Origin of the sequence: Aurantiacibacter xanthus, from assembly GCF_003584015.1 — a bacterium.
GTDB classification, from domain to species: domain Bacteria; phylum Pseudomonadota; class Alphaproteobacteria; order Sphingomonadales; family Sphingomonadaceae; genus Alteraurantiacibacter; species Alteraurantiacibacter xanthus.
This window is the reverse complement of sequence record NZ_QXFM01000113.1, coordinates 106,695-130,394: the sequence shown is the minus strand read 5'-3', so window position 1 is coordinate 130,394 and position 23,700 is coordinate 106,695. Positions and strand designations below refer to the sequence as shown.

Sequence of the window (23,700 nt, the reverse complement as noted above, 5' to 3'; positions counted from 1 at the left end):
AACCCAGTTTACCGATAATATGCTAACCTTCCGGCGGCAAAGCCTTGCCGTCATGAGGAAGGTTCTTGCCGTCAGCCTGCTGATCGTTGCCGCCAGCGCCGGAGTGCCCGCGGCTGCCGAGTTCGCCACGCGCCCGCCCGGTGCGCCGGGCACCTCGACGGGGGCCTATCTCCAGTGCGTACCCTATGCACGCGACGTATCGGGCATCAAGATCTATGGCGACGCCTATACCTGGTGGGATCAGGCCGAGGGCCGTTATGCCCGTGGCCGCACCCCACGTGTGGGGGCGGTGATGACCTTCATTCCCCATCGCAACATGACGCTGGGCCATGTCGCTGCCGTCAGCCGGATTGTCGATGCGCGCACCGTGCTGCTGCGTCATGCGAACTGGTCGGAAATCGACGGGCGGCGCGGGCAGATCGAGGACGATGTGCGCGCGGTGGACGTGTCGCCGAACAACGACTGGAGCGAAGTGCGCGTGTGGTATGCGCCCTCCAATGCGCTGGGCACCACGCACTGGCCGGTGGCCGGGTTCATCTACAACGAGAAGCCCGGATCGCAGACGGTTCCCTTCCGCTATGCCTTTGCCGATCTGCCCGCAACAGGCCGGACAAGCGCCCCGGCGGCGCGGCAGCAGACCAGCGCTCCGGCCCGTCAGACGGCAGTATCGTCCAGCCGCAGCACCGATTTCGCCGATGCGCTGGCGCTCGACCGCATGGGCGGTGACGCAGGCTTCGCGCGCGCCTTTGCCAGCCTGCGCTAGGCGCAACCCTCGACAAAGCCGAGTTCGGGCATGGTGCCCACGTGCATCTGGCTGACCTTGCCGTCGGCGCCGATCTCGAACCGCAGTGCCGGATCGCCGCTGTCGGCATTGGGGGCGGTCAGATCCTTGGCCGGGGCTTCTTCGTACTTGTGCGGGGTTTCGCGGAAGCCGCCGAAATAGCTGCGGACCTGCGCTTCGGTAGCGCCTGCGCCGATGCCTTCGATCAGCTTTACGTCGCTGTCGCGTCCGGCGCTGATCCGGCGCACGAGGCCCCCGGTCACCATCGCCCAGGTGTCGGGATAGTCGGGGGAGGAATACATCGTGCAGCCGTCGCCCACCTGCACGTCGAGAGCCTTCCAGCTGCTGCCTTGCGGCACCGCTGCACCGATTTTGAGATCGCCCAGACCCTCCAGCGTGAGCACGGAAGGCTGTGCGGTCGTTTCCGCAGCCGGGCTGGCGCTGGTGGGCGGGGCCACCGTTGTGCCGGGGGTGGCGTCAGCTTCCGGCGCGCTGTCATCGCTGCCGGAACAGGCGGCGAGGGCAAGCATCGGGGCGGCGATGAGGACTATCCGGTTCATGGCAGAGTAAACACCCGCCGCCCGCTTGGGGTTCCCTCTGGCTGGCGGGTTTACCAGCTTCCTGTGTTTTCCATGCTCGCCCAGGGCTCCTGCGGTTCGAGGTAGCCATCCTGCAACAGTTCGATAGAGATGCCGTCCGGGCTGCGCACGAAGGCCATGTGCCCGTCGCGCGGCGGGCGGTTGATGGTGACGCCTGCATCCATCAGCTTCTGGCAGGTGGCGTAGATGTCATCCACCCGATAGGCGAGGTGACCGAAGTTCCGCCCGCCGGTGTAGACCTCGGGCGCGCTGCCGTCTTCGGCGGGCCAGTTGTAGGTCAGCTCGACTTCGGCCACGTCCTTCTGGCCGGGCGCGGCGAGGAAGACGAGCGTGAAGCGGCCTTGCTCGCTCTCCTTCCGCTTCACCTCTTCCAGGCCAATCAGCCCGAAAAAGGCGATGGTGGCATCAAGATCGGCGACGCGGATCATCGTGTGGAGATATTTCAGCATGAAATGAGGCCTCGGTTGGTCGATGTTCAAAAACGGTTCATCGCGCGGATGTCACATTTCGTCGCAGCATTCGAGCAGGGAGTATCGTGGATGAGCAGCCTTACCGACGAAACACGTGATAGCGCCACCGAAAACTCGGGGCCGTTCTGGAAGCGCCCGCAGACGCAGGTGTTCTTCGGTACGGCGCTGATCCTTGCCGCGGGCATCGTCGCGGGCGGCTATCTGATGGGCGATGGCCTGCTGCGCGCGCGCCTTGCCGACCGGTCGGTGACGGTGCGCGGTCTTGCCGAGCGCGACGTGACCGCCGACCTTGCGACCTGGACGATCTCCTATTCGGCCAGCGCCGGAAATCTTGGTGAGGCGCAGGCCAGTGTCGACCGCGATACGGCCCAGCTCACCGCCTTCTTCAAGGAACTGGGCTTTCCCGACGACGCCTTGCAGCCGGTGGCGGTCAACGTCTCCAGCTATACCAATGAGGGCATCACCATCTTCACCGTGCGTCAGCGCATGAGCCTGCGCACGACCGATATCGAGAAGGCGCAGGCGGCGGTGCGGCGCCAGTTCGATCTGGTGCGGCGCGGGGTGATGCTGGAGGAGGGTTCGGGGATAAGCTATTCGTTCACCGGTCTCAACGCGATCAAGCCCGAGATGGTGGCCGAGGCGACCCGCGATGCACGCGCGGCGGCGGAGCAGTTCGCCGAGGATTCGGGCAGCAAGGTCGGCGCGATCCGGCAGGCGACGCAGGGCTATTTCGAAATCACCAGCCGCGATGGCGACAGCGGCGGCTGGGGCAATGCCGATACCCCGTTCAAGAAGGTGCGGGTGGTGACTACGGTCGATTTCCTGATCGACTGAGGCTTTGCCGAGGGTGTTCAACCCAAAGAAAAAGGCCCGCACCTTTCGGCGCGGGCCTTTCTTCTGAGTACTTCAGAAAATTAGAAGCTGGCCGACAGCGAGAAGACCACCGCGTCATCCACGAAGTCGTAGATGAAGTCATCGGTAGTGGTCGGGGTGCCCTTGTCGTCGATGGTCGAGGGATCGCCCTCGGCACCGACATAGGACACGCCCACCGAAACCTTGCTGCCCAGGGCAACATTGGCGCCCAGCGACCAGTCCCACGCCTTGCTGTCGGCGGTGTAGGTCAGGTAGCCGTCGGTGTAACCGAGGTGGCCGGCGATGCTCACCGGGGTGTTGGGGATGCCCACGCCAACATCGGTGTAGATGTAGAAGTTGTCCTGGCCGCCCAGCGAATCCTGCTCGGGAGCGTAGGCAATGCCGAGGGTCACATCAGCCGGGCCGACGGTCGCGCCGAGCGAGGCATAGGGCTCGATATAGTCCGTGTCCTTACCGGCGGGGGCATTCGGATACAGGTAGGCGAGCACACCGATGTCGTAGTTGATCACGCCAGCCGAACCGGAATAGCCGGCGTAGATGTCAAGCTCGGTGTGGCCGTAACCGACGGTGTCTTCGTCGAGGCTCGAACCCCAGGTGCCGACGTAGAAGCCGCCCATCGACGCATCGATGCCGCCCTGGATGGCGATGTCGCCGCCCGAGAGATCGACACCGCGGAAGCGGTATTCCGAAACGACGGCAGCGTTACCCGACAGCTCGATATCCTGCGCGGCAGCAGGAGCAGCGACGGCAAACACGGAACCAGCGAGAACAGTAGCAGCCAGAAGGCCGCGGATGGACGTAAGCATGGGCAATTTCCTCGATTGCTGTTGAACTATGCCTCGTCCCACCTGCGCAGGAATGTTTCAGCCTCTGTTCTCGATGCGGGCTGATAACTATTCGCTCGGATGAAATAGCTGCCAACAAGCGCTGCGTTGCACAAGATTAATTGCTGCAAAGCGGCATCTGGTGAAATATGTGTGTCATAAAAACATCACTAAGTGCGCAGAGCGGTGCGTCTGCGCCACGCGTGCCGCGCTCGTGCCGATGCTTGCGCCTTGACGCCGCCGGATAGAGCGCCACATCAACGATAGCTATGGTCGCTTTCCTCCAAAAACTGTTCGGCGGTGCCCCTGTGGCTGACGCGCCTGTCGCAAGCCTGCCCAAGGCGCGGCGAGTCTATGCCATCGGTGATGTGCATGGGCGGCTCGATCTGCTCAAAGAACTGGCCGCCGCGATCGAACGCGACGATGCGGCGCGCGCTCCGGCGCAGACCAGCGTGATCCTGCTCGGCGATCTGATCGACCGGGGTGCCGACAGTGCCGGTGTGGTCGCCTTCGCGCGCGATTGGCAGGATCGGGCCGATGTGCGCGTGCTTGCGGGCAATCATGAGGAGATGTTCCTCAAGAGCTTCGAAAGTACCGACATCCTGCGCCACTTCCTGCGCCACGGCGGGCGCGAGACGTTGCTCAGCTATGGCGTCGATCCGCAGGCCTATGACCGGGCCACGGCGGAAGAGGTGCAGGCGATGATGATCGCGGCGGTGAGTGAAGCGGAGCGTGCCTATATCGCCAGTTTCGAGGACATGATCGTGCTGGGCGACTATGTGTTCGTCCATGCCGGGATCGATCCGGCGCAGTCGCTGGAAGAGCAGGGGACGGCCGACCTGCGCTGGATTCGCGAGCCGTTTCTCAGTCACGAGGAGCCGTTCGGTTTCGTGGTGGTGCACGGGCACACCATTGTCGCTGATCCCGTGGTGCGCGCCAACCGCATCGGGGTCGACACCGGGGCCTATGCCAGCGGCAAGCTGACGGCGCTGGCGCTCGAAGGCGGCGAGCGTTGGTTTATCGAAACGGTGCAGGACGAGGACGGCGCAATCACCACGCGCATCTATTGAGGTTGCTGCGGGCCATCCGTGTGCCGGGGAGCCTGTAAGCCGGGTTCTGTGTCCGCCGACCTTATCCTGCATGCAGGAAGGTATCGGCGGCGGCAGCCATTCGTCTGGGCGGCCGGTTGCCCGGCGCGCTCTGGCGACCAACCCGGGTCGCTCGGGGCGAAACACCCCTGCCTCTTGCGAGGCCCGCGACCCCTATGCGGTCTTGCTCCGGGTGGGGTTTGCCATGCGGGCCCTGTTGCCAGCGCCCCGGTGCGCTCTTGCCGCACCCTTTCACCCTTGCCTGTGCCCTTTGGAGGCCATCGGCGGTATACTCTCTGTGGCACTTTCCCTGTGGTTGCCCACGGCGGGCGTTACCCGCCACCCTCGTTTCGTGGAGCCCGGACTTTCCTCGCACCATCGACCCGCTCATGCTGAGCCTGTCGAAGCACGCGGCTGCCCGGCTCCCCGGCACGGGCGCGCTTATAGGCGCGGCGCGGCCAAGCGCAAGCTAGCCCGCCTTGTCGGTGTACTGGTCATAGGCCTCCAGCGCCTGCGCGGCATACATCGCGCTTGGTCCGGCACCCATGTAGACGGCAAGGCCCATCGTCTCGGCAATTTCCTCGCGGGTGGCGCCATGCTTGCGCGCGCCTTCGACGTGGAAGGTGATGCACGGATCGCACCGCACCGCGACGGCAATGGCGACGGCGAGCAGCTCCTTGGTCTTGGCGTCGAGCGCGCCGCCCTCGTGCGCGGCGGCGCCCATCTCGCGAAAGGCCTTCATCACGCCGGGCGTGCTCTTGTGCAACTCGCGGACGGCGGGGATGAGATTGGCGGCCATGGCGGGCCAGTCTTTGAACTCGGTGTGCGACATGGGGGCAAGTCTCCATAAGGCGGGCGGGATGCCAGCCGTGCGGGGATGGCTTGCCGCACGGCGCAGGGTGAAGGAATGATTCAGATCAAGCCCTGGCGCCTAATCCGCCTTACTCCCCTCCCCTTGGGGAGGGGCTGGGGGTGGGGGCTCGACGCTGGCCGGCGTGGAACCCCCATCCCAACCCTTCCCCAAGGGGAAGGGCTTTGCGTGTCAAGGCTATGCCATCAGACATTAGCGCGTCAGCCCACGGTCGCGGTCGAGCAGCAGCTGGAACAGGATCGCGCGGCATTCGGCGTCGATCACCCCATCGATCTGCTCGGGCCGCCAGCGGCGCTGGAACGCTTCGACCACCTTGCGCTGGTCGGTGATGTCATAGCCGAAGCGGTCAAGCGCGAGCAGGAACGCACCGTCGTTGTCGAGCGGATCGCCCAGATCGAGCCGCTCGGGCCGGGCGAGGCACAGGCCCACCTGAGCCAGCCGATCCCAGGGGAACAGTTCGCCGGGGTCGACCTTGCGGTCGGGCGCGATGTCCGAATGGGCGACCACATTGGCGCGCGGGATGTCGTGGCGCTTCACGATCGAGTGAACCAGCGGGATCAACGCCGCGATCTGCGCATCGGCGAAGGGGCGATAGCCGTTGGTATGGCCCGGATGGTCAAGCTCGATCCCGATGCTGGCCGAGTTCACATCGTGCACCCCGCGCCAGACGGATCGCCCCGCATGCCAGGCGCGCTTGTCCTCATCGACGAGCTGGATGATCGTGCCGTCTTCCTCGATCAGGTAGTGCGCCGAAACCTGCGCTTCGGGGTCGCACATCCGTTCCAGCGCGGCGTCCTTGCCGACCATGTCGGTGTAGTGCAGCACCAGCATCGAGATCGGCAATTGCCGCTCGTTCCAGTTGGGCGAGGGGGCATGACGGTCGACCAGATCGGCAGGGTCGAGCGGCGCACCGTCCATGGTCAGCCGATCATTCCGGGCACGGGCGGCAGCGCGGCACCCAGCACCAGCATCTCCCCGGCGCGGGCGGAGCGCAGTTCGCCGCCGTTCTCGCTTGCGAGCAGGTGGATCATGTGGGCAGGGGCGGTGCGGCCGGTCAGTTCGCTTTCGGGCAGCTGGCCCGCCAGCGCGCGGCCGATGCTCTCGTCGAAGGCGATCTTCGGCCCTTCCGCGCGAATCACGATTTCGGTCGCGCCGTCGCTGCGTTCGGCGCCGACCAGCAGGGTGCCGCCGCGCACCAGCGATTCCAGCCCCACAGCCGCCAGGTTGAGCAGGATCTTGACCGCCGGTTTCGACAGCGAGTTGACCTCCAGCGCCCAGTCGAGGCTGACGCGCGCATTGCCCGAGGCGAGGCCTGCGATCAGTTCCTTCGGCTCTTCCACCGGCACCTGTTCGCCGAAGCCGCCCGCCGCCCCGAAGGCGAGTCGGAAGAACTTGAGCTTCATCGCCGTGGTCTGCGCGCTCTGTTCGAGCAGTTCGAGGCAGCGGGCGCGCATTTCGGGGTCGCGCTCGTCGGCGAGCAGCTCCAGCCCGTTGTTGAGCGCGCCCACGGGGCTGAGCATGTCATGGCACAGGCGCGAGCAGAGGAGGGCGGCAAGATCGGTGGAGGAGGTCATGGTCAGGAGGTAGTCTGTTCCAGCAAGGTGTTACAGGTGTGACACTGTTCTAGGGCAAAAAAGCCGCGCCACCACCCGCCTTGGCAAAATTGCGCGGCAGCAGGGGCATGGACACGATCCATCGAGTGCGCCTCTACCCCGTTGCGAGCCTGTAGGAAAGCGGGGTGAAACAGCTTTCGTCGTCGCGCCAAAGGGTTATCTGGTCGCCCGCGACGATGGCCCAGATCGCCCTGTCGCGCGCGGCCATGGCGCGGTCGGTGGCGGAGGGCTGGGCGGGCCCGCGCGGGTGTGAGTGGTAATAGCCGAGCACCTGCGGCCCGCCGGCGCGGGCGGCGCGGTGGGCGTCGATCAGCGTCTGCGGGTCGATCTCGAAATGTGTTTGCGGCGAGAGGTGGACGTTGCGGGCCGGGCGCGCATCGGTGATCGCGGCGCCCTCGCCGAGCAGGAGGCCGCAGCATTCGAGCGGGGCGGTGAGACGGGCGTGGGTGCGGATTTGCTCGGCGGCTGCATCCGCCAGCACCACATCCGACTGCCCTGAGCCTGTCGGACTCGCAGAGGGGCCGCAGGCCCAACGGCTGCTTTCCCTCTTTTCTCCGTCCGCCGGATTGTAAGGCATCGCAAGTTCAGAAGTGGAAGGCAGTCCTTCGACAGGCTCAGGACGGGCGGGGGTGGTGTCTTGCCTGTTGCGGGCGAGGTGCGAAATTCTCCCCCAGTCCCCCCGGATCAGGGCCAGCTTCTTCGCCTTGGACCAACCCTTGATCTGCTGTTCCGCCGCCTTGGCCTCTTCCCGCGTCACGAACTCTTGCGACCACACCAGTTCCACGGGCAGGTGATCGCGCGTGAAGCCCGCAATCGCCCCGGTCTTGTGTTGCGCGACGCGGCGCTCCAGATCGTCGGTGTGGCCGGTATAGAGCTTGCCCCCGCGACAGTGCAGCATGTAGGTCCAGAACGGCATGGCCCGATTAGAAGAGAAAAACAGTCCTTCGACAAGCTCAGGACTGGCGGAGTCCGGAATTGTCTCTGGAACCATCACCGCCGATGGCCGCCTCGACAAGGCCCTCGCCGAAGCGAGCGATCTGTCGCGCGAACGCATCAAATCACTGATTTCCGAGGGAAAGGTCGAAATATCGGGCAAGCCCGCCAGCTCCCCCTCGGCCAAGGTTCAGGCGGGCGCGCGCTTTGTTATCCACCTTCCGCCCCCGGACGATCCACAGGCTCGTCCACAGGCTATCCCGCTCGCCGTCGTGTTCGAGGACGCGCACCTGATCGTGGTCGACAAGCCCGCCGGAATGGTCGTCCACCCGGCGGCGGGCAATCCCGATGGCACGCTCGTCAACGCGCTGCTGCACCACTGCGCGGGCCAATTGAGCGGCATCGGCGGGGTGGCGCGGCCCGGTATCGTCCACCGCATCGACAAGGACACCTCGGGCCTGCTCGTGGTCGCCAAAAGCGATGTCGCGCATGAGGGGCTGGCCAAGCAATTCGCCGACCACTCGATCGAGCGGCGCTATCTCGCGGTTTGCGGCGGCTGTCCGAGCCCTGCCGAGGGCACCATAAACGCCCGCCTCGGCCGGTCCGACCGTGATCGAAAGAAAATGGCGGTGCTCGACAACAATTCCTCGCGTGGCAAGCATGCGATCACCCATTACAAGCTGATCGAACGGCTCGATCATGCGAGTCTCATCGAATGTCGGCTCGAAACAGGGCGGACCCACCAGGTACGGGTTCACCTTTCGTCAATCGGCCATGCGCTATTGGGAGATCCTGTCTATGGACGCGATCCGTCAGCCCTCCGCAGCACGATCCGCAACCTCGGTTTTGCGCGCCAGGCCTTGCATGCCGCGAGTCTCGGCTTCGTCCACCCCATTTCCGGCGAGACGATACAATTTGCGACCGAATTGCCGGCTGACATGCGGGAACTCATCGACGAACTTGGTGGTTCTGATCGATGAAATGCACACACACCGCGTGCAAAGCTCCTATAACGGCAGAATACTCCTGCGGGAGTGTCCCCGGTGGCCCCAGAGCCGAGATGCCCAGCAGGGGTCCGGCATCGGCGGTCGACGCAGAAGAAAGGTAAGGGAACAGTGAGCCAAGTCCGACCCAGCGTGCCAGCCCTTGGCGGTGAGCAGAGCCTCAACCGCTATCTGGCCGAAATCAAGAAATTCCCGGTGCTGACGGCTGAGCAGGAATATATGCTCGCCAAGCGCTATCAGGAACACGAAGACCCCGAAGCTGCCGCGCAGCTCGTCACCTCGCACCTGCGCCTCGTGGCGAAGATCGCGATGGGCTATCGTGGCTATGGCCTGCCCGTGTCCGATCTCATTTCCGAAGGCAATGTCGGCCTGATGCAGGGCGTCAAGAAGTTCGAGCCCGATCGGGGGTTCCGCCTTGCGACCTATGCCATGTGGTGGATCAAGGCGAGCATGCAGGAGTTCATCCTGCGCTCGTGGAGCCTCGTCAAGATGGGCACCACCGCTGCGCAGAAGAAGCTGTTTTTCAACCTGCGCCGGATGAAGAAGCAGCTCGAGGCCTACGAAGACTCCGACCTGCATCCCGATGACGTGACCAAGATCGCGACCGACCTCGGCGTGTCCGAGCAGGAAGTGATCAACATGAACCGGCGGATGATGATGGGCGGCGACGGCTCGCTCAACACGCCGATGCGCAATGGCGAGGAAGGCTCGGGCGAGTGGCAGGACTGGCTGACCGACGACCGTCCGTTGCAGGACGAGACCGTCGCCGACGCCGAAGAGGCCGAGGTGCGGCATGAGATGTTGCTCGAAGCGATGGACAGCCTGAACGACCGCGAGAAGCACATTCTCACCGAACGGCGGCTGACCGAGAACCCGCAGACGCTCGAAGAGCTGTCGCAGGTTTACGACGTGAGCCGCGAGCGCATTCGCCAGATCGAGGTGCGCGCGTTCGAGAAGCTGCAAAAGGCGATGCAGCGGATCGCCGGCGAGAAGCTGCTGCCCGGAATGGCCTGAGCTTTCCGGCACTAAGACACGAAAATGGGGCGCGGAGGGATAAGCCTTCCGCGCCCCTTTTTCTTTCAACTCCCCTCCCCGTGGGGAGGGGCCGGGGGTGGGGGCTCCGCCTCTCGCCTCGAACCCCCATCCCAACCCTTCCCCGAGGGGAAGGGCTTTTTCGTTTATTGCGGCGGGGCGAGGTCCATCACGGCGGTGATGAGCGCTTTGGCGCCGAGCGTCACCGTGGCCTCGCCGTCGATGCGGAAGAACGGCGAATGGTGTGAAGGCACGGCAGGGCCGCCATTGGCCGCCGCCTCGATGTCTTCCAGCGGGGTGCTGCCGATTGAGAAGAAGTAGCCGGGAACGCCGGTTTCCTCGGTGATGAAATAGGCGAAGTCCTCTGCGCCCATCCCGCTCTGCTTGGTGACCACCACGGTTTCCTCATCGAAGGCACCGCGCAATGCCGCATCGAGCCGCCGGGCCAGCGCATCGTTGTTGATACCGGGCGGGGTGCCATACTGGCGGATGACCTCGGGCAGCATGTCTTCGGCGATGCCATGGCCGCGCGCCGTGTTCACCGCCACGCGTTCGATGGCCTCCAGCAGCTGCGCGCGCACCGCCGGATCGTTGCTGCGCACGGTCAGTTGCAGATCGGCGCGGTCGGGAATGATGTTGCGCTTGGTCCCGGCGTTGAACATGCCGACGGTGATCACCGAAGGCTGCAACGGCGACACCTCGCGGCTGACCACGCTTTGCAGGCCGGTCACGATCTCGGCCCCGATATAGACCGGGTCGCGCCCGGCATGCGGGTAGGCCCCATGCGCGCCCACCCCGTGAACCACGATATCGACCGCGTCGGAACTCGACGAGAAGAGGTTGTTGCTGTCGGGTACGTTGATCGTGCCCACCGGCGCGCCGGCCGCCGAATGGAAGCCGAGCGCGTAGTCGGGCTTGCCGAAACGCTCGTAAAGCCCGTCCTCAAGCATGGCGCGCGCACCGCCGAGCCGTTCTTCCGCCGGCTGGACCACCAGCATCACCGTGCCCGACCACTTGTCGGTGTGGGCGGCGAGATAGCGCGCGATGCCGACCAGCGCGGTAATGTGCGAATCGTGGCCGCAGGCGTGCATCACCGGATATTCGACCCCGTCGGCATCGACCTGGGTGACGGTGGAGGCATAGGCGAGCCCGCTGTCTTCCTTGAGCGGCAGCCCGTCCATATCGGCGCGCAGCATCACCAGCGGACCCTCGCCGTTACGCAGCATGCCGACCACGCCCGTGCCGCCGACGTTCTCGGTGACATCGGCACCGGCCTCGCGCAGCTCTTCGGCCATGCGCGCGGCGGTCTTCACTTCCATGAACGACAGCTCGGGGTTGCGGTGGAAATGCTCGAACAGGGCGGCGAGGTGGCCGTCCCAGTCGGCCTCGATAGCGGCGGACATCTCCGCGTCCTGCGCCAGCGCAGGGGTAGCCGAGGTGGACAGGAGCAGGGCGGCAAGCAGGCTGATGCGGATAATGGCGAGGATTCCTTCAAAGGCGACCGATGGAAGCGGGCATAGTGCCGCAATCGGGCGACGTTGCAAGAGTGTGCAGCTGGTGGATTTCCATGGCGACGCCAGCCCGCTATGACTGCGGGCATATGGTCTCGCGCATCTTTATCTGGCTCGCCCGGCTTATCGTGGCTTTCGTGGTGTTGAGCCTGCTGGCGGTGGGCCTGTGGCGCTTTGTGCCGGTGCCCGTCACCGCCACCATGCTGATGGACGAGAACGGCTTTACCCGCGACTGGGAACCGCTCTCGCGGATCGACCGCAACATGGTCTCCGCCGTGATTGCCGCAGAGGATGGCAAGTTCTGCTCGCACAGCGGCTTCGATGCAGAGGCGATCGAGCAGGCGCTGGAGGAGCGCATGGCGGGCAAGCGCGAACGCGGCGGATCGACGATCAGCCAGCAGACCGCCAAGAACGTGTTCCTGTGGCAGGGCGGCGGTTTCTTCCGCAAGGGGCTGGAGGCCTGGTTCACCTTCCTGATCGAGCACCTGTGGGGCAAGCGGCGGATCATGGAGGTCTATCTCAACGTCGCCGAAACGGGGATCGGCACCTATGGCGTGGCTGCGGGGGCCGAGCGCTATTTCCAGCATTCGGCAGCGAAGCTGAGCGCAAGCGAGGCGGCCCGGATGGCGGCGGCCCTGCCGAGCCCGAAGAAGCGCGCGGTGGTCAATCCGGGCGGCTTCACCCGGCGCTATGGCAATACGATCCGGGCGCGGATCGGCGTCGTGCGACGTGACGGGCTCGACGCTTGCGTCTACGGGTGATGCGATGAGCGGGGCGCATCTTCACGGGCACAGCCATAGCCATGGGCACAGCCATGGCCACGAACACGGGCATTCGCATGGCCATTCGCACGCGCCGAAGGACTTTGGGCGCGCCTTTGCCATCGGCATCGTTCTCAACACCGTGTTCGTCGCGGTGGAGGCGATCTATGGCTATATCTCCGGCTCGATGGCGCTGGTGGCCGATGCCGGGCACAACCTCAGCGACGTGCTCGGCCTGATCATCGCCTGGGGCGCGAGCGTTGCGGCCAAGCGGCCCGCCACCGCGCGCTTTACCTATGGCCTCAAAAGCTCGACCATTCTTGCCGCGCTCGCCAATGCGATGCTGCTGCTGATCGCGATCGGGGCGATCCTGTTCGAGACGGTGCACCGGCTGTTCAACCCGGTCGAGCCGCAAGGCTGGACGATGATCTGGGTGGCGGGCGTGGGCATCGTCATCAATACGATCACCGCGCTGATGTTCCTGCGCGGCCAGCACGACGATCTGAACGTGCGCGGCGCCTTCCTGCACATGGCGGCCGATGCGCTGGTGTCGGTCGGTGTGGTGGTGGCGGGCGTGGTGATCCTGCTCACCGGTGCGGTGATCGTCGATCCGCTGGTCAGCCTCGTGATCGTGGTGGTGATTGGCTGGGGCACCTGGGGGCTGCTGAAAGACAGCGTGAAGCTCGGTCTGGCCGGAGTTCCCGCCGGGGTCGACGAGGCAGCCGTGGTGGCGCAGCTGGAGAGCCTGCCGGGGGTGAGCGAAGTCCACCATGTCCACATCTGGGCCATGAGCACGACCGAGACCGCGCTCACCGCCCATCTGGTGATGCCGGGCGGCCATCCGGGCGATGCATTCCTGCGCGAGGCAGCGCACGAACTTGAGCATCATCATGCCATTGGCCACACCACCTTCCAGATCGAGAACAGCAGCCAGACCTGCGACGGATGCGCCTGAACGAGGCGAAGTAACGCGGGTGTAACCGTTGCACCGGCGCGCATTACCGTAATTTACCTGTCGGCCTGCGGCGGTCTCGGCATGATCGCTTCCATACCGGGCCGCGGCCCGCGTGCGCGGAGTGGGGGCTTCCGCAGAGCGCAGCAGCAGCGGCCTTTCGTGAAAGGACCGATCATGACTGCCGCCGACCATTCGTTCGACCAGACCGATGCCTCCCAAGTCCAAGCCAAAGCCCAGGCCGAAGCCTTGTCCGATCGCCTGATCATGGCCTGCGAGGCCGTGGTGCGCTGTCGTTCCACCAGCTTCCGGAACAGCTTTGGCCTGACCGAAATCCACTATCGTCTGCTGGCGCAGGTGCGGTCGTATGGGCCGATCACGCTGGGCGATCTGGCGCGCAACCTCAGCCGCGATTGCGGGCAGATCAGCCGGATGGTCAAGATGCTCACCACCCGCGGCCTGATTGCCCGGCCCGCCAAGCCTGCGCCGCGCCCGCTGGCGATCCGCCTCACGCCGATGGGGCAGACGATCTGCGATGCCATGGCGAAGATCGCGCAGGATAGCGAGCAGGCGATCGGCGCCCTGCTGCCCGAAGAGGACAAGGTTCAGGCCGCGCTGGCGGTCGAGCGGCTCTATTGCGCCGCGCGCACCGTGCTCGAAGAGGAGCATTTCGAACCCGCCTGAGCTTCCCCGCATCACCCTGTTGGATAAGCGGACTGTCAATGGTATATTGGCGGCGCGGTTCCGCTGATCTGGCGGGCGGGGTGCCAGGGGAAAACGATGGAGGTAGCGCGAGGGGGCGGCTGTGCATGCGGCTATGTGCGATATCGGGTGCGGGGCGATCCGATCTTCACCAACAACTGCCATTGCCGCCTGTGTCAGTTGCAGACCGGCTCGACCGGTGTGGTCAACGCCTTTTACGAATCGCAACGGCTGGAGGTGCTGCAAGGCAGGCTGAGCGAGCATATGGTGGTCTCGGGCAGCGGCGGCCCGCATCTGATCTGTCGCTGCCGGGAATGCGGCACTGCGCTGTGGAGCATCTATCCCCGGTTCGGCCGGCTGGGGCTGGGTCTGCGGGTCGGCACGCTTGACCAGCCCGGTGCGATTACGCCTGACGCGGTGATCTTTACCGAAAGCGCCATGCCATGGGTCGTCTTTCCGGAAGGCATCCCGCAGTTCGCGCAGAGCTATGATTTCCGCAGCCTGCTGCCCGCTGACCGGGTGGAGCGCATGCTGGCGCTGATGGCCCGACGTGAGGCGGGCGGGGGCTAGTCGCGGTCTTCGCGCTCTGCCTGCCAGCGGGCGCGGATCATGTCGGAGGTCTCGCGCGAGCCGTCGTGGCTCCAGCCGGGCGGCCGCAGCAGGTAGCCGAGCTTGGCCCGCCATGGCGCGCGCCACAGGTCCTGCGCGATGCCGACCCATTCGTGAAATGCGGCCCACAGCACGCCCGTGATCCCGCCCGTGCGTTCGAGCGGTTTCACGATGCCGTAGCGGATCGGGTCGTGGTCGTCCTCGGGGACGAAGCTGCCGAACATTCGGTCCCACACGATGAACACGCCCGCGAAGTTGGCGTCGAGATAGCGCGGGTTGGTGCCGTGGTGCACGCGGTGGTGCGAGGGCGTGTTCATCACCGCCTCGAACCAGCGCGGCATCCGGGTCACCGCCTCGGTGTGGATCCAGTACTGGTAGATGAGGTTCAGCCCGACGAGGAAGAACACCATGGGCGGGGGAAAGCCGATGAGGAACAGCGGCAGCCGGAACACGAACGACAGCGCGATAAAGCCGGTCCATGTCTGCCGCAGCGCGGTCGACAGGTTGTAGTGCTCGCTCGAATGGTGGACCACGTGTGCGGCCCAGAACCAGCGGACGCGGTGTGCCGTGCGGTGGAACCAGTAATAGGCGAGGTCGTCGAGCACGAAGGCGAACGGCCAGGCCCACCAGACATAGCCGATCTCGAAAAGCCGGTGCGCATAGACCGCGTTGGCCATGGCGAGCACCGCGCCGCCGGTGATCAGCCCTGCCAGCACGCTGCCGATGCCGAGAGAAAGTGAGGTGAACGTGTCGCTGCCGGTGTAGCGCACGCGCCCGCCATGCCGCCCAAGCCATGCCTCGGCCAGCATGGTCACGATGAAGGCGGGGATCGCCAGCAAGGTGGGATCGGGCAGGTCCATCGGACCTGAATAGCGGCGATGAAAATGGGTTGCAAAAGAAAATGTAAAATCCGCGTTTGAGCGCAGGAATATGGACGCCCGGTGGCGCGCTGCAGCTTAGGCGGCCCTCATCACCAGATGAGGAAACCAGCTATGTCATTACTTGCCAAACGCCGCCTGATCGTCACCGGAGCCAGCTCGGGGATCGGCCATGCCGCAGCCTTGCTGTTCGCCCGCGAGGGCGCGCACCTGATCCTGTGCGCGCGCAATGCCGAGCGGCTGGCCGCAGTGGCGGAGGAGGTCTCTTCGCTCGGCGGCGAGGTGCACTGCGTGAGCGGGGATGTTGCGCTGGCCGCGACGCACGAGGCTTGCGTCGCGGCGGCGCAGGATGCTTTCGGCGGGCTCGACGGGGCCTTCAACAACGTGGGTATGGTCGGGCCGATGGCGCCCTTGGCCGACATCGCCCCGGCGGACTTCGCCGAGGTGCTGGCCGTAAACCTTGTCGCCGCGCATCACGCGGTGCGTGCGCAGGTCCCGGCGATGCTGGCGGGCGAGGGCGGGGCGCTGGTGTTCACTTCCAGCTTTGTCGGCAACAGCGTGGCGCTGCCCGGTATGGGCGCCTACGCCAGCGCCAAGGCCGGGCTTACGGGGCTCGTGAAATCGCTTGCTGCAGACTACGCGCATATGGGCATCAGGGCCAATGCGCTGCTGCCCGGCGGGACGGACACGGCCATGGCCGGCAGCGAGGAGAACAAGGCCTGGGCGGCAGGCCTTCACCCCATGCGCCGCATCGCCCGACCGGAGGAGGTCGCGCAGGCGGCGCTGTTCCTGCTCTCCGACATGGCAAGCTTCGTCACCGGCAGCAGCCTGTGGGCCGATGGCGGCAACCACGCGACCAAGGTGCAGGCGCCATGGTAGCGCCTGCTCCCGGCACCTGACCTATTGTTCGCTCGGTTCGCTTGAGCGGGCTGACATAGCATTGTCTCGCCAAGCCCTTCCCCTGTGGGGAAGGGTTGGGATGGGGGTTCTACGCCAAGCAGCGTCGCACCCCCACCCCCGGCCCCTCCCCAAGGGGAGGGGAGCAAGGTGGCTCAGCGTAGGGCCATCAGGCTTCGGCCGCATCGGGCAGCGCGCCGAGCGGATCGGCCTCGACCATCTGCGCGACCTGCTCGTAGGCGGCGGCGTTCTGGTTCATCTGCTCGGCCACCGGCGGGTTCTGCTCGCCGACCTGGCGGAAGAACATCGAGGCATCGCGCAGCAGCTTGGCGGCGAGTTGGGCGTTGGTGGACATGGGTTGTCTCCTTCTATAACCGCGCGCCGTCCATGCACGCGGCATGGGGCGCGTCAGTTACAGGCAGACGCGCAAAAGCAGGCCCCCGAGGGGGCCTGCGCGAAAGTCCGACGATTATGGGCCGGGTGGGAGGCGAGGCAGCCCGCGATTAGGCTGCCTGCTCCTTTTTCTTGTCGTCGTCGTTCGAGACCACGCGGACGGGTTCCTTGCGGCCCTCGACCACGTCGGCATCGACCACGATCTCGCTCACGTTTTCCATGGTCGGAAGGTCGAACATGGTGTCAAGCAGCAGGCCCTCGACGATCGAGCGCAGCCCGCGCGCGCCGGTCTTGCGCTTGATGGCCTTCTGGGCGATCTTTTCGAGCGCCTCGTCGGTGAAGGTCAGTTCGACATCTTCCAGCTCGAACAGGCGGGCATACTGCTTCACCAGCGCGTTCTTCGGCTCCTTCAGGATCGTCACCAGCGCCTCGACATCGAGGTCGTGCAGGGTGGCGATCACCGGCAGACGGCCGACGAACTCGGGGATCAGACCGAACTTCAGCAGATCCTCCGGCTCGCACTTTTCGAGCATCTCGCCCACGCGCGCCTTGGCCGGGTCCGACACGTTGGCGCCGAAGCCGATCGAACGCTTCTGCAAGCGGTCGCCGATCACCTTTTCGAGGCCAGCGAAAGCGCCGCCGCAGATGAACAGGATGTTCGTGGTGTCGACCTGCAGGAACTCCTGCTGCGGATGCTTGCGCCCGCCCTGCGGCGGAACCGAGGCGGTGGTGCCTTCCATCAGCTTGAGCAGCGCCTGCTGCACGCCTTCGCCGCTGACGTCGCGCGTGATCGAGGGATTTTCGGCCTTGCGCGTGATCTTGTCGATCTCGTCGATGTAGACGATGCCGTGCTGGGCCTTCTCGACGTTGTAGTCGCTCGCCTGCAGCAGCTTGAGGATGATGTTCTCCACGTCCTCGCCCACGTAACCGGCTTCGGTCAGCGTGGTGGCATCGGCCATGGTGAAGGGCACGTCGAAGGTGCGCGCCAGCGTCTGCGCGAGCAGCGTCTTGCCCGAGCCGGTCGGGCCGACGAGCAGGATGTTCGACTTGGCCAGCTCGACATCGTTGCCCTTGCCCGAGTGCTTGAGCCGCTTGTAGTGGTTGTGCACCGCGACCGAGAGCACGCGCTTGGCGCGTTCCTGCCCGATCACATAGTCGTTCAGCGTGTTGCAGATCTCGATCGGGGCGGGGACGGAGCCGTCCTTCTTGCCGCCCACGCCGACCTTGGCCTCTTCACGAATGATGTCGTTGCACAGCTCGACGCATTCATCGCAGATGAACACGGTCGGCCCGGCGATCAGCTTGCGCACCTCGTGCTGCGACTTACCGCAGAAGCTGCAGTAAAGGGTGCTCTTGCTATCGGATCCGCTCAACTTCGTCATAATCCTTGTCCAGTGCGAGCCCTTGTTGCCCTGCCGTGGCGGCCGCTGCCGGACGGGAGAGTCGAATAGGGCAGTCTAGGCCCCGTGTGCGCAAGATCAATTCCCATCAGCCTATTTCAGCGCGGCTTGAGGGATGCTGAACGCACACGGTTGCCAAATGGCTACAGTGTCCCTCCGGTCTGACCGGTTTCGGGACACTGCGCCGATATCTTATTCCGGAGCGCCGCCCGAACCTTCGCTCGTGCTGTCTTCCTCGCCCTTGGGGCGATGCGCGAAGACCGCGTCGACGAGACCGAATTCCTTGGCTTCGTCGGCTTCGAGGAAGGTGTCGCGATCCATCGCGCGCTCCACCGTGGCGAGATCCTGCCCGGTGTACTTCACGTAGAGGTCGTTCATCCGCGCCTTGATGCGGAGGATTTCCTTGGCCTGAATCTCGATGTCCGAGGCCATGCCGCGCGCGCCGCCCGAGGGCTGGTGGATCATGATCCGCGCATTCGGCAGCGCTACGCGCATGCCCGGCTCACCGGCGGCGAGCAGGAACGAACCCATCGATGCGGCCTGACCGATGCACACGGTGCGCACCTTGGGCTTGATGTACTGCATGGTGTCGTGGATCGCCATGCCGGCCGTCACCACGCCGCCGGGCGAATTGATGTACATCGAGATATCCTGCGAGTTCTCGCTTTCGAGGAACAGCAGCTGGGCCACGATCAGCGAGGCCATGTTGTCTTCCACCTGTCCGGTCACGAACACGATGCGTTCGCGCAGCAGGCGGCTGAAGATGTCGAAGCTGCGCTCGCCGCGGCTGGTCGATTCGACCACGACAGGTACGAGAGCGCCAGTAATGGGGTCGGAGTGGAAACGGTCCTTGGCGTCGCCGAAAACGTCGAACATGAATATCCCTTCGTGTGATCCGAACGCTATGTCGCGTTTGGCCGCGTGATGTTCAAGAGGCTTGGCCCCTGGAGCTGTGCATCACTGTCAAGTTGACCGGCCCGCGACCCGAGCGCCGAGCCCTTTTGCCAGCAGACCGGCTTGGTTCCTGCTCGCGGCTGTATACGTATTTTTACTTGCACAGACCGACCGGGAGGCCGGGCAGCATCGGAGCAAACGAAAAGGGCGACCCCTCGCGGGGCCGCCCCTTCGTGGTGTTGGTGAGCGCGAGGCTTACTCGGCGTCAGCCTTCTTGGCCGGAGCCTTCTTCGCAGCAGGCTTCTTCGCGGGTGCCTTCTTGGCCGGAGCGGCCTCGGCATCGGCGTCAGCCTTCTTGGCGGGTGCCTTCTTCGCAGGAGCCTTCTTGGCCGCAGGCTTGGCTTCCGCCTCGCCGTCAGCGTCAGCCGCCTTCTTGGCCGGGGCCTTCTTCGCAGCCGGCTTCTTGGCCGGAGCCTTCTTGGCGGCGGGCTTCTTCTCTTCGGTGCCGGCTTCGTCGGCCTCGATCGCGGCTTCGATTTCCTCGCGGGTCACTTCGCGCTCGGTGACGTCGGCCTTGTCGAACAGGAAGTCGACGACCTTGTCCTCATAGAGCGGAGCGCGCAGCTGGGCCTGCGCCATCGGCTCGTTGCGGACGTAGTCCACGAACTGCTGACGCTGAGCGGCCGGATACTGCTGCGCGGCCTGCTGGATCAGCATGCCCATTTCCTGCTGGCTGATCTCGACGCCATTGGCCTGGCCGATTTCGCTCAGCAGCAGGCCGAGGCGCACGCGGCGTTCGGCGATGCGCTTGTAGTCGTCCTTCTCGGCTTCGATCTCGGCCTTGGCGGCTTCGGGATCTTCCTCGCGCGCGGCTTCGGCTTCGAGCTGCTGCCAGATCTGCTCGAACTCGGCCTCGACCATGGTCGGCGGCACCGGGAAATCGTGGCTGGCAGCCAGCGTATCGAGCAGCTGGCGCTTCATCTGCGTGCGGGTGAGCCCGGCGCTTTCCTGCTCCAGCTGGCCCTTCACGAGGCCGGTGAGCTGTTCGAGGCTCTCAAGGCCGAGCGACTTGGCGAAGTCCTCGTCGATCTTGCTTTCGGCTTCGACCTTCACCTGCTTCACGGTGATCGCGAACTGGGCTTCCTTGCCCTTCAGGTGCTCGGCTGGATAGTCTTCGGGGAAGGTGACGGTGATGGTCTTTTCCTCACCGGTCTTCACGCCGGTCAGCTGCTCTTCGAAGCCGGGGATGAACTGGCCCGAGCCGATCACCAGCGGAGCGTCTTCGGCCTTGCCGCCTTCGAATTCGACGCCGTCGACCGAGCCGACGAAGTCGATGATGACTTGATCGCCCTCGGCGGCCTTCCTGGTCTTGGCGGCGTCCTTGTAGCTCTTCTGGCCCTCGGCGATCTTGCCCAGTGCCTCTTCGACCTGCTCGTCGCTGACGGCAACGGTGAGCTTTTCGAGCTTCAGGCCTTCGAGCGAGGGCACCTCGATCTCGGGCAGCACTTCCAGCTCGACGGTCAGCTCGGCGTCCTTGCCCTGCTCATAGCCGTCGGCCATGTCGACCTTGGGCTGGAGCGCGGGGCGCAGCTTCTTTTCGGCCATCAGCTCGTCGATCGCGCCGCGCAGGGTGTTGTTGAGCACGTCGGCGTGAATCGCCTCGCCGTGCATCTTCTTCACGAGGTTGGCGGGCACCTTGCCGGGGCGGAAGCCGGGCATGCGCACCTGCGGAGCGATCTTCTTGATCTCCGCGCCGACCTTGTCGGCGATGTCGCCGGCGGGGATGGTCAGGGTATAGGCGCGCTTGAGGCCTTCATTGGTGGTTTCGACGATCTGCATTGCCATATCTGGTTCTTTCAGGCCTTCTAATTGCTGCGGACCGGGCACGAACACCCGCATCCGATAACCGGGTATCGGGGCGTCAACCGGAACTGGTGCGGGCGAAGGGACTCGAACCCCCACATCTTGCGATACTGGTACCTAAAACCAGCGCGTCTACCAATTCCGCCACGCCCGCGGCCCGACGATGAGCTGCAAGGTGGCAAGCCACCCCGCAAAAATCGAAGCCGCGCCCTTAAAGCGCGGCGCGACAAAGGGCAAGCACGAAGGGTACGGATCGGCATTGCCACGCGCCGGGCGGCGTTATAGGGGCCTTGCCCCATGAGCGAAGAGCAAACTCCCGAAACGACCCCGGCCACCCCCGCTGCTGCGGACGTGCCGCCCGATCACCTCGCGATCGACCCGCGCAGTCCGCATTTCGATGGCGAGAAGCTGCAGCGCGGCGTCGGCATCCGGTTCAAGGGCCGCGAACGGCGCGATATCGAGGAATATTGCATTTCCGAGGGCTGGGTGCGCGTGCAGGCGGGCAAGGCGATGGACCGCAAGGGCCGCCCGCTGACGATCAAGCTGAAGGGCGAGGTCGAGGCCTGGTACGAAGACCTCGGCGAGAACGCGCCGCTCGCGAAGGCCTGATTCTACGGATCCGGAGCGTCTTGCTCCGGATTGGGTGCGACCCAGAGCTGCTCCATCGGAAAGGGGTAGCGCAGCGAGACGGACCACTTCATGCCGCCCAGCTCGATGGCTCCGCGCGGTCTGCGCGATGCGATGAATGGGCGCAGTTCGCCCAGTTCGCCGGACGGCAGGTAGAGGCTGTAACCGTCGCCGGTGCGGACCGTGCGCGCATCATCGAGGCCGGGCCAGCTCGCAGGCCAGGCGATCACGTCCTCGCGCGCATGGTCATTGGGCCAGATCATCACCTCGACGAACTCCGGCAGCCATGGCTGCGCCTGCGGATGGGAATAGTCGAGCAGCCTCGAGTAGGCTCTGCGTAGATCCTTCGGCAGATGCACAGAGCCTGTCCCGTCGTTGAGGAAGCCGAAGGACGAGATGAACACAGGCTCTTCGCGATAGAGCAGCAGCGAGAGTTCGTGCCGCATCACATCGCTATCCGCGAGAGCATAACGGCCTGCCCTCTCAGCGGGGTCGAAATCGTTCGTGATGGCCAGCAGATCGCTCTGCTCCTGCGCATTGAGCCGCGCCTGTCGGAACCCGGCCTTGGTGCGGTAGATGACGAGGCCATCGTCATAGAGGGCAAGACGCGGCGAATCCGAACCTGTCATCGGGCTCCAGCGCGCACTTTCGATCAGCACCAGCAGCGGCATCGGCTTGCCGCTCGCACGCGCTTCGGCGAGTGTCGCAGGCCGCTGGAAAAACTCTATCGGCGCAGGATCGTAAGGCGCTGGCCCGGATGCCTGTTCGTGAGCAGCCCAGTTCTCGTCCGCATTGCCGCATCCGGCCACTGCGAGCGATGCCAGTCCGACGATGAAGGCCCGGCGCAAACGGCGCAGTGCCCGCAAATCAGACAATCGGATCGTTCGGATCGTCGTATTCCGGGCGCACCTTCGTCACCAGCCGCAGCACGCCGTAGCCAAGCAGCGCGCTGATCACCGAGCCGACGAGGATGCCGATCTTGGCCTCTTCGCGCAGCAGGCGCATCACGTCGCCCGCGCCGGGGAAGGCCAGTTCGCCGATGAACAGGCTCATCGTGAAGCCGATCCCGCACAGGATCGACACGCCCCAGATTTCGGCCCAGGTGCAGTCCTTCGGCTTCTGCACGAGGCCCACCTTCACCGCGGCCAGCACACAGGAGAAGATACCGAGCTGCTTGCCGATCACGAGCCCGGCGGCCACGCCCAGCGGCAGCGGGTCAAGCAGGTTCTCCAGCCCGATGTCCGACAGGTCGACCCCGGCATTGGCAAAGCCGAACACCGGCACCACCAGATAGGCGTTCCACGGCACCAGCGCGTGCTCGACATCTTCGAGCATCGAGTTGCCGTCGCGCTTCTTCATCGGAATGGTCAGCGCTGCCAGCACCCCGGCGATGGTCGCGTGGATGCCCGAGAACAGCACGCACAGCCACAGCACCAGCGCGGCGAGGATGAACGGCCACAGCCGGGTCACACCAAAGCGGCCCAGCGCCACCATCACGCCCAGCACCACGGCAGCCGCGGCCAGCCAGGCGAGCGAGAGGTTGGCGGTGTAGAACACCGCGATGATCAGCACCGCCCCGATGTCGTCCACAATCGCGACGGTCAGCAGGAACAGCCGCAGCGGAGCGGGCACGCGGGTGCCGAGCAGGCCGATGACGCCCATGGCAAAGGCAATGTCGGTCGCGGCGGGGATCGCCCAGCCGCGTTGCAGGCCCGGTTCGCCGCCGGCCAGAAACATGTAGACGGCGGCGGGCATGGCCATGCCGGCGATGGCGGCCAGCACCGGCAGGTTGCGCTGCCTGGGATCGGACAGGTTGCCCGCGATCAGCTCTCGCTTCACTTCCAGCCCGACGACGAAGAAGAAGATCACCATCAACCCGTCGTTGATCCACAGGTGCATGGTGTTCAGCTTGAACGCCTCCTTCGACCACAGGTAGCCGTGGAACAGCTCGTGATAGGCGTGGCTGACCCCCGAATTGGCGATAATCATCGCCAATGCTGCAACTGCGATAAGGAGGATGCCTTCGAAGCTATCGGCCTTGAACAGGGCCTTGAACGGGCGGACGGCGGTGGTGATCAGGGAGGGCTGGTTCATCTCGCGGCCACATTTCGCAGATGCGGGATCG

Annotated in this window: 26 protein-coding genes, 1 tRNA gene and 1 other RNA gene; 11 read left to right on the top strand and 17 right to left on the bottom strand. The window is 65.1% G+C overall.

Annotation, left to right across the window (positions count from 1 at the left end; genetic code table 11):
• Window positions 1-52 precede the first annotated feature (52 nt).
• Complete coding sequence (locus tag D2V17_RS13905) at window positions 53-763, top strand: CHAP domain-containing protein (RefSeq protein WP_119593420.1); 711 nt, start codon at window positions 53-55, stop codon at window positions 761-763.
• Here D2V17_RS13905 and D2V17_RS13900 read toward each other — a convergent pair.
• The gene (locus D2V17_RS13900; RefSeq protein WP_119593397.1) at window positions 760-1,341 is read right to left on the bottom strand and encodes a hypothetical protein; all 582 of its coding nucleotides are present in this window, start codon (window positions 1,339-1,341) and stop codon (window positions 760-762) included. The two genes, D2V17_RS13905 and D2V17_RS13900, sit on opposite strands and share 4 nt — an antisense overlap.
• 50 nt (window positions 1,342-1,391) lie before the next feature.
• Window positions 1,392-1,829, bottom strand: a complete 438-nt coding sequence (locus tag D2V17_RS13895) for a VOC family protein (protein WP_119593396.1) — start codon at window positions 1,827-1,829, stop codon at window positions 1,392-1,394.
• A 225-nt stretch (window positions 1,830-2,054) separates the two neighbouring features.
• Here D2V17_RS13895 and D2V17_RS13890 point away from each other — a divergent pair, with 225 nt between their 5' ends.
• Window positions 2,055-2,684, top strand: a complete 630-nt coding sequence (locus D2V17_RS13890) for an SIMPL domain-containing protein (RefSeq protein ID WP_425453650.1) — start codon at window positions 2,055-2,057, stop codon at window positions 2,682-2,684.
• Window positions 2,685-2,764: 80 nt separating this feature from the next.
• On the opposite strand, the gene D2V17_RS13885 is transcribed toward D2V17_RS13890, so the two are convergent.
• Window positions 2,765-3,529, bottom strand: coding sequence for a TorF family putative porin (locus D2V17_RS13885; RefSeq protein WP_119593395.1), 765 nt, complete (start codon window positions 3,527-3,529; stop codon window positions 2,765-2,767).
• Window positions 3,530-3,816: 287 nt separating this feature from the next.
• Between D2V17_RS13885 and D2V17_RS13880 the strand changes: the two genes are divergently transcribed.
• Window positions 3,817-4,617, top strand: coding sequence for a metallophosphoesterase family protein (locus D2V17_RS13880; protein ID WP_119593394.1), 801 nt, complete (start codon window positions 3,817-3,819; stop codon window positions 4,615-4,617).
• Window positions 4,618-4,636: 19 nt separating this feature from the next.
• On the opposite strand, the gene rnpB is transcribed toward D2V17_RS13880, so the two are convergent.
• The 5 genes from rnpB to D2V17_RS22015 form a co-directional block, all read right to left on the bottom strand.
• Window positions 4,637-5,065: RNase P RNA component class A (gene rnpB / locus D2V17_RS13875), an RNA gene on the bottom strand.
• A gap of 39 nt (window positions 5,066-5,104) precedes the next feature.
• Entirely contained in the window at window positions 5,105-5,467 is a 363-nt protein-coding gene (locus tag D2V17_RS13870) for a carboxymuconolactone decarboxylase family protein (RefSeq protein WP_119593393.1), read from the bottom strand.
• A 231-nt stretch (window positions 5,468-5,698) separates the two neighbouring features.
• Entirely contained in the window at window positions 5,699-6,424 is a 726-nt protein-coding gene (locus D2V17_RS13865; RefSeq protein WP_119593392.1) for an N-acetylmuramoyl-L-alanine amidase, read from the bottom strand.
• A 2-nt stretch (window positions 6,425-6,426) separates the two neighbouring features.
• Entirely contained in the window at window positions 6,427-7,080 is a 654-nt protein-coding gene (locus D2V17_RS13860) for a histidine phosphotransferase family protein (RefSeq protein WP_119593391.1), read from the bottom strand.
• 133 nt (window positions 7,081-7,213) lie between these two features.
• Window positions 7,214-8,035 carry a Mov34/MPN/PAD-1 family protein gene (locus D2V17_RS22015; protein ID WP_425453649.1) on the bottom strand — a complete coding sequence of 274 codons (822 nt, stop codon included), beginning with the start codon at window positions 8,033-8,035 and terminating at the stop codon, window positions 7,214-7,216.
• Between D2V17_RS22015 and D2V17_RS13845 the strand changes: the two genes are divergently transcribed.
• Both D2V17_RS13845 and rpoH read left to right on the top strand, forming a co-directional pair.
• Window positions 8,034-9,032, top strand: coding sequence for an RluA family pseudouridine synthase (locus D2V17_RS13845; RefSeq protein WP_119593390.1), 999 nt, complete (start codon window positions 8,034-8,036; stop codon window positions 9,030-9,032). The genes D2V17_RS22015 and D2V17_RS13845 overlap by 2 nt on opposite strands.
• Window positions 9,033-9,167: 135 nt before the next feature.
• Window positions 9,168-10,070 carry an RNA polymerase sigma factor RpoH gene (gene rpoH, locus D2V17_RS13840; protein WP_191229194.1) on the top strand — a complete coding sequence of 301 codons (903 nt, stop codon included), beginning with the start codon at window positions 9,168-9,170 and terminating at the stop codon, window positions 10,068-10,070.
• 164 nt (window positions 10,071-10,234) lie between these two features.
• Here rpoH and D2V17_RS13835 read toward each other — a convergent pair whose 3' ends face one another.
• The gene (locus D2V17_RS13835; protein WP_245978725.1) at window positions 10,235-11,632 is read right to left on the bottom strand and encodes a M20 metallopeptidase family protein; all 1,398 of its coding nucleotides are present in this window, start codon (window positions 11,630-11,632) and stop codon (window positions 10,235-10,237) included.
• A 56-nt stretch (window positions 11,633-11,688) separates the two neighbouring features.
• Between D2V17_RS13835 and mtgA the strand changes: the two genes are divergently transcribed.
• From mtgA to D2V17_RS13815, 4 genes are all read left to right on the top strand, one after another.
• Window positions 11,689-12,360: a monofunctional biosynthetic peptidoglycan transglycosylase gene (gene mtgA, locus D2V17_RS13830; protein ID WP_119593416.1), complete on the top strand. Its 672-nt coding sequence runs from the start codon at window positions 11,689-11,691 to the stop codon at window positions 12,358-12,360.
• A gap of 4 nt (window positions 12,361-12,364) precedes the next feature.
• Complete coding sequence (locus D2V17_RS13825; protein ID WP_119593388.1) at window positions 12,365-13,315, top strand: cation diffusion facilitator family transporter; 951 nt, start codon at window positions 12,365-12,367, stop codon at window positions 13,313-13,315.
• 174 nt (window positions 13,316-13,489) lie between these two features.
• Window positions 13,490-13,996 carry a MarR family winged helix-turn-helix transcriptional regulator gene (locus D2V17_RS13820; RefSeq protein WP_191229193.1) on the top strand — a complete coding sequence of 169 codons (507 nt, stop codon included), beginning with the start codon at window positions 13,490-13,492 and terminating at the stop codon, window positions 13,994-13,996.
• Window positions 13,997-14,092: 96 nt separating this feature from the next.
• Entirely contained in the window at window positions 14,093-14,584 is a 492-nt protein-coding gene (locus tag D2V17_RS13815) for a GFA family protein (protein WP_119593386.1), read from the top strand.
• Here the strand turns inward: D2V17_RS13815 and D2V17_RS13810 are convergent.
• Window positions 14,581-15,483, bottom strand: a complete 903-nt coding sequence (locus D2V17_RS13810) for a sterol desaturase family protein (protein WP_119593385.1) — start codon at window positions 15,481-15,483, stop codon at window positions 14,581-14,583. The genes D2V17_RS13815 and D2V17_RS13810 overlap by 4 nt on opposite strands.
• A 132-nt stretch (window positions 15,484-15,615) precedes the next feature.
• Between D2V17_RS13810 and D2V17_RS13805 the strand changes: the two genes are divergently transcribed.
• A complete protein-coding gene (locus D2V17_RS13805; RefSeq protein WP_119593384.1) occupies window positions 15,616-16,380 on the top strand; it encodes an SDR family oxidoreductase in 765 nt (254 codons plus the stop codon).
• Between the two features lie 187 nt (window positions 16,381-16,567).
• On the opposite strand, the gene D2V17_RS13800 is transcribed toward D2V17_RS13805, so the two are convergent.
• The 5 genes from D2V17_RS13800 to D2V17_RS13780 form a co-directional block, all read right to left on the bottom strand.
• Window positions 16,568-16,753: a hypothetical protein gene (locus tag D2V17_RS13800; RefSeq protein ID WP_119593383.1), complete on the bottom strand. Its 186-nt coding sequence runs from the start codon at window positions 16,751-16,753 to the stop codon at window positions 16,568-16,570.
• A gap of 148 nt (window positions 16,754-16,901) precedes the next feature.
• Window positions 16,902-18,173 carry an ATP-dependent Clp protease ATP-binding subunit ClpX gene (gene clpX, locus D2V17_RS13795; protein WP_119593382.1) on the bottom strand — a complete coding sequence of 424 codons (1,272 nt, stop codon included), beginning with the start codon at window positions 18,171-18,173 and terminating at the stop codon, window positions 16,902-16,904.
• 210 nt (window positions 18,174-18,383) lie between these two features.
• Window positions 18,384-19,067, bottom strand: coding sequence for an ATP-dependent Clp protease proteolytic subunit (locus D2V17_RS13790; protein ID WP_119593381.1), 684 nt, complete (start codon window positions 19,065-19,067; stop codon window positions 18,384-18,386).
• 273 nt (window positions 19,068-19,340) lie between these two features.
• Window positions 19,341-20,924: a trigger factor gene (tig, locus tag D2V17_RS13785; protein WP_119593415.1), complete on the bottom strand. Its 1,584-nt coding sequence runs from the start codon at window positions 20,922-20,924 to the stop codon at window positions 19,341-19,343.
• A 93-nt stretch (window positions 20,925-21,017) separates the two neighbouring features.
• A tRNA-Leu gene (locus D2V17_RS13780) sits at window positions 21,018-21,102 on the bottom strand.
• Between the two features lie 143 nt (window positions 21,103-21,245).
• Between D2V17_RS13780 and D2V17_RS13775 the strand changes: the two genes are divergently transcribed.
• On the top strand, window positions 21,246-21,557 hold the full coding sequence (locus D2V17_RS13775) for a DUF3297 family protein (protein WP_119593380.1): 312 nt from the start codon (window positions 21,246-21,248) through the stop codon (window positions 21,555-21,557).
• Window positions 21,558-21,559: 2 nt separating this feature from the next.
• Here D2V17_RS13775 and D2V17_RS13770 read toward each other — a convergent pair whose 3' ends face one another.
• Window positions 21,560-22,450 carry a hypothetical protein gene (locus D2V17_RS13770; RefSeq protein ID WP_147367406.1) on the bottom strand — a complete coding sequence of 297 codons (891 nt, stop codon included), beginning with the start codon at window positions 22,448-22,450 and terminating at the stop codon, window positions 21,560-21,562.
• Window positions 22,443-23,669, bottom strand: coding sequence for a Na+/H+ antiporter NhaA (nhaA, locus tag D2V17_RS13765; protein ID WP_119593378.1), 1,227 nt, complete (start codon window positions 23,667-23,669; stop codon window positions 22,443-22,445). Before nhaA ends, D2V17_RS13770 begins: the two co-directional genes overlap by 8 nt.
• Between the last annotated feature and the right edge of the window lie 31 nt (window positions 23,670-23,700).

Bases quoted from the DNA above. Each gene is read 5' to 3' on its own strand.
- nhaA (WP_119593378.1), bottom strand. From the start codon at position 23,669: ATGAACCAGCCCTCCCTGATCACCACCGCCGTCCGCCCGTTCAAGGCC.
- D2V17_RS13865 (WP_119593392.1), bottom strand. From the start codon at position 6,424: ATGGACGGTGCGCCGCTCGACCCTGCCGATCTGGTCGACCGTCATGCC.
- D2V17_RS13815 (WP_119593386.1), top strand. From the start codon at position 14,093: ATGGAGGTAGCGCGAGGGGGCGGCTGTGCATGCGGCTATGTGCGATAT.
- D2V17_RS13820 (WP_191229193.1), top strand. From the start codon at position 13,490: ATGACTGCCGCCGACCATTCGTTCGACCAGACCGATGCCTCCCAAGTC.
- D2V17_RS13845 (WP_119593390.1), top strand. From the start codon at position 8,034: ATGGCCCGATTAGAAGAGAAAAACAGTCCTTCGACAAGCTCAGGACTG.
- D2V17_RS13885 (WP_119593395.1), bottom strand. From the start codon at position 3,529: ATGCTTACGTCCATCCGCGGCCTTCTGGCTGCTACTGTTCTCGCTGGT.
- D2V17_RS13895 (WP_119593396.1), bottom strand. From the start codon at position 1,829: ATGCTGAAATATCTCCACACGATGATCCGCGTCGCCGATCTTGATGCC.
- D2V17_RS13860 (WP_119593391.1), bottom strand. From the start codon at position 7,080: ATGACCTCCTCCACCGATCTTGCCGCCCTCCTCTGCTCGCGCCTGTGC.
- mtgA (WP_119593416.1), top strand. From the start codon at position 11,689: ATGGTCTCGCGCATCTTTATCTGGCTCGCCCGGCTTATCGTGGCTTTC.
- D2V17_RS13880 (WP_119593394.1), top strand. From the start codon at position 3,817: ATGGTCGCTTTCCTCCAAAAACTGTTCGGCGGTGCCCCTGTGGCTGAC.
- tig (WP_119593415.1), bottom strand. From the start codon at position 20,924: ATGCAGATCGTCGAAACCACCAATGAAGGCCTCAAGCGCGCCTATACC.
- D2V17_RS13800 (WP_119593383.1), bottom strand. From the start codon at position 16,753: ATGTCCACCAACGCCCAACTCGCCGCCAAGCTGCTGCGCGATGCCTCG.
- D2V17_RS13805 (WP_119593384.1), top strand. From the start codon at position 15,616: ATGTCATTACTTGCCAAACGCCGCCTGATCGTCACCGGAGCCAGCTCG.
- D2V17_RS13870 (WP_119593393.1), bottom strand. From the start codon at position 5,467: ATGTCGCACACCGAGTTCAAAGACTGGCCCGCCATGGCCGCCAATCTC.
- clpX (WP_119593382.1), bottom strand. From the start codon at position 18,173: ATGACGAAGTTGAGCGGATCCGATAGCAAGAGCACCCTTTACTGCAGC.
- D2V17_RS22015 (WP_425453649.1), bottom strand. From the start codon at position 8,035: ATGCCGTTCTGGACCTACATGCTGCACTGTCGCGGGGGCAAGCTCTAT.
- D2V17_RS13905 (WP_119593420.1), top strand. From the start codon at position 53: ATGAGGAAGGTTCTTGCCGTCAGCCTGCTGATCGTTGCCGCCAGCGCC.
- D2V17_RS13790 (WP_119593381.1), bottom strand. From the start codon at position 19,067: ATGTTCGACGTTTTCGGCGACGCCAAGGACCGTTTCCACTCCGACCCC.
- D2V17_RS13775 (WP_119593380.1), top strand. From the start codon at position 21,246: ATGAGCGAAGAGCAAACTCCCGAAACGACCCCGGCCACCCCCGCTGCT.
- D2V17_RS13900 (WP_119593397.1), bottom strand. From the start codon at position 1,341: ATGAACCGGATAGTCCTCATCGCCGCCCCGATGCTTGCCCTCGCCGCC.
- D2V17_RS13825 (WP_119593388.1), top strand. From the start codon at position 12,365: ATGAGCGGGGCGCATCTTCACGGGCACAGCCATAGCCATGGGCACAGC.
- D2V17_RS13810 (WP_119593385.1), bottom strand. From the start codon at position 15,483: ATGGACCTGCCCGATCCCACCTTGCTGGCGATCCCCGCCTTCATCGTG.
- D2V17_RS13890 (WP_425453650.1), top strand. From the start codon at position 2,055: ATGGGCGATGGCCTGCTGCGCGCGCGCCTTGCCGACCGGTCGGTGACG.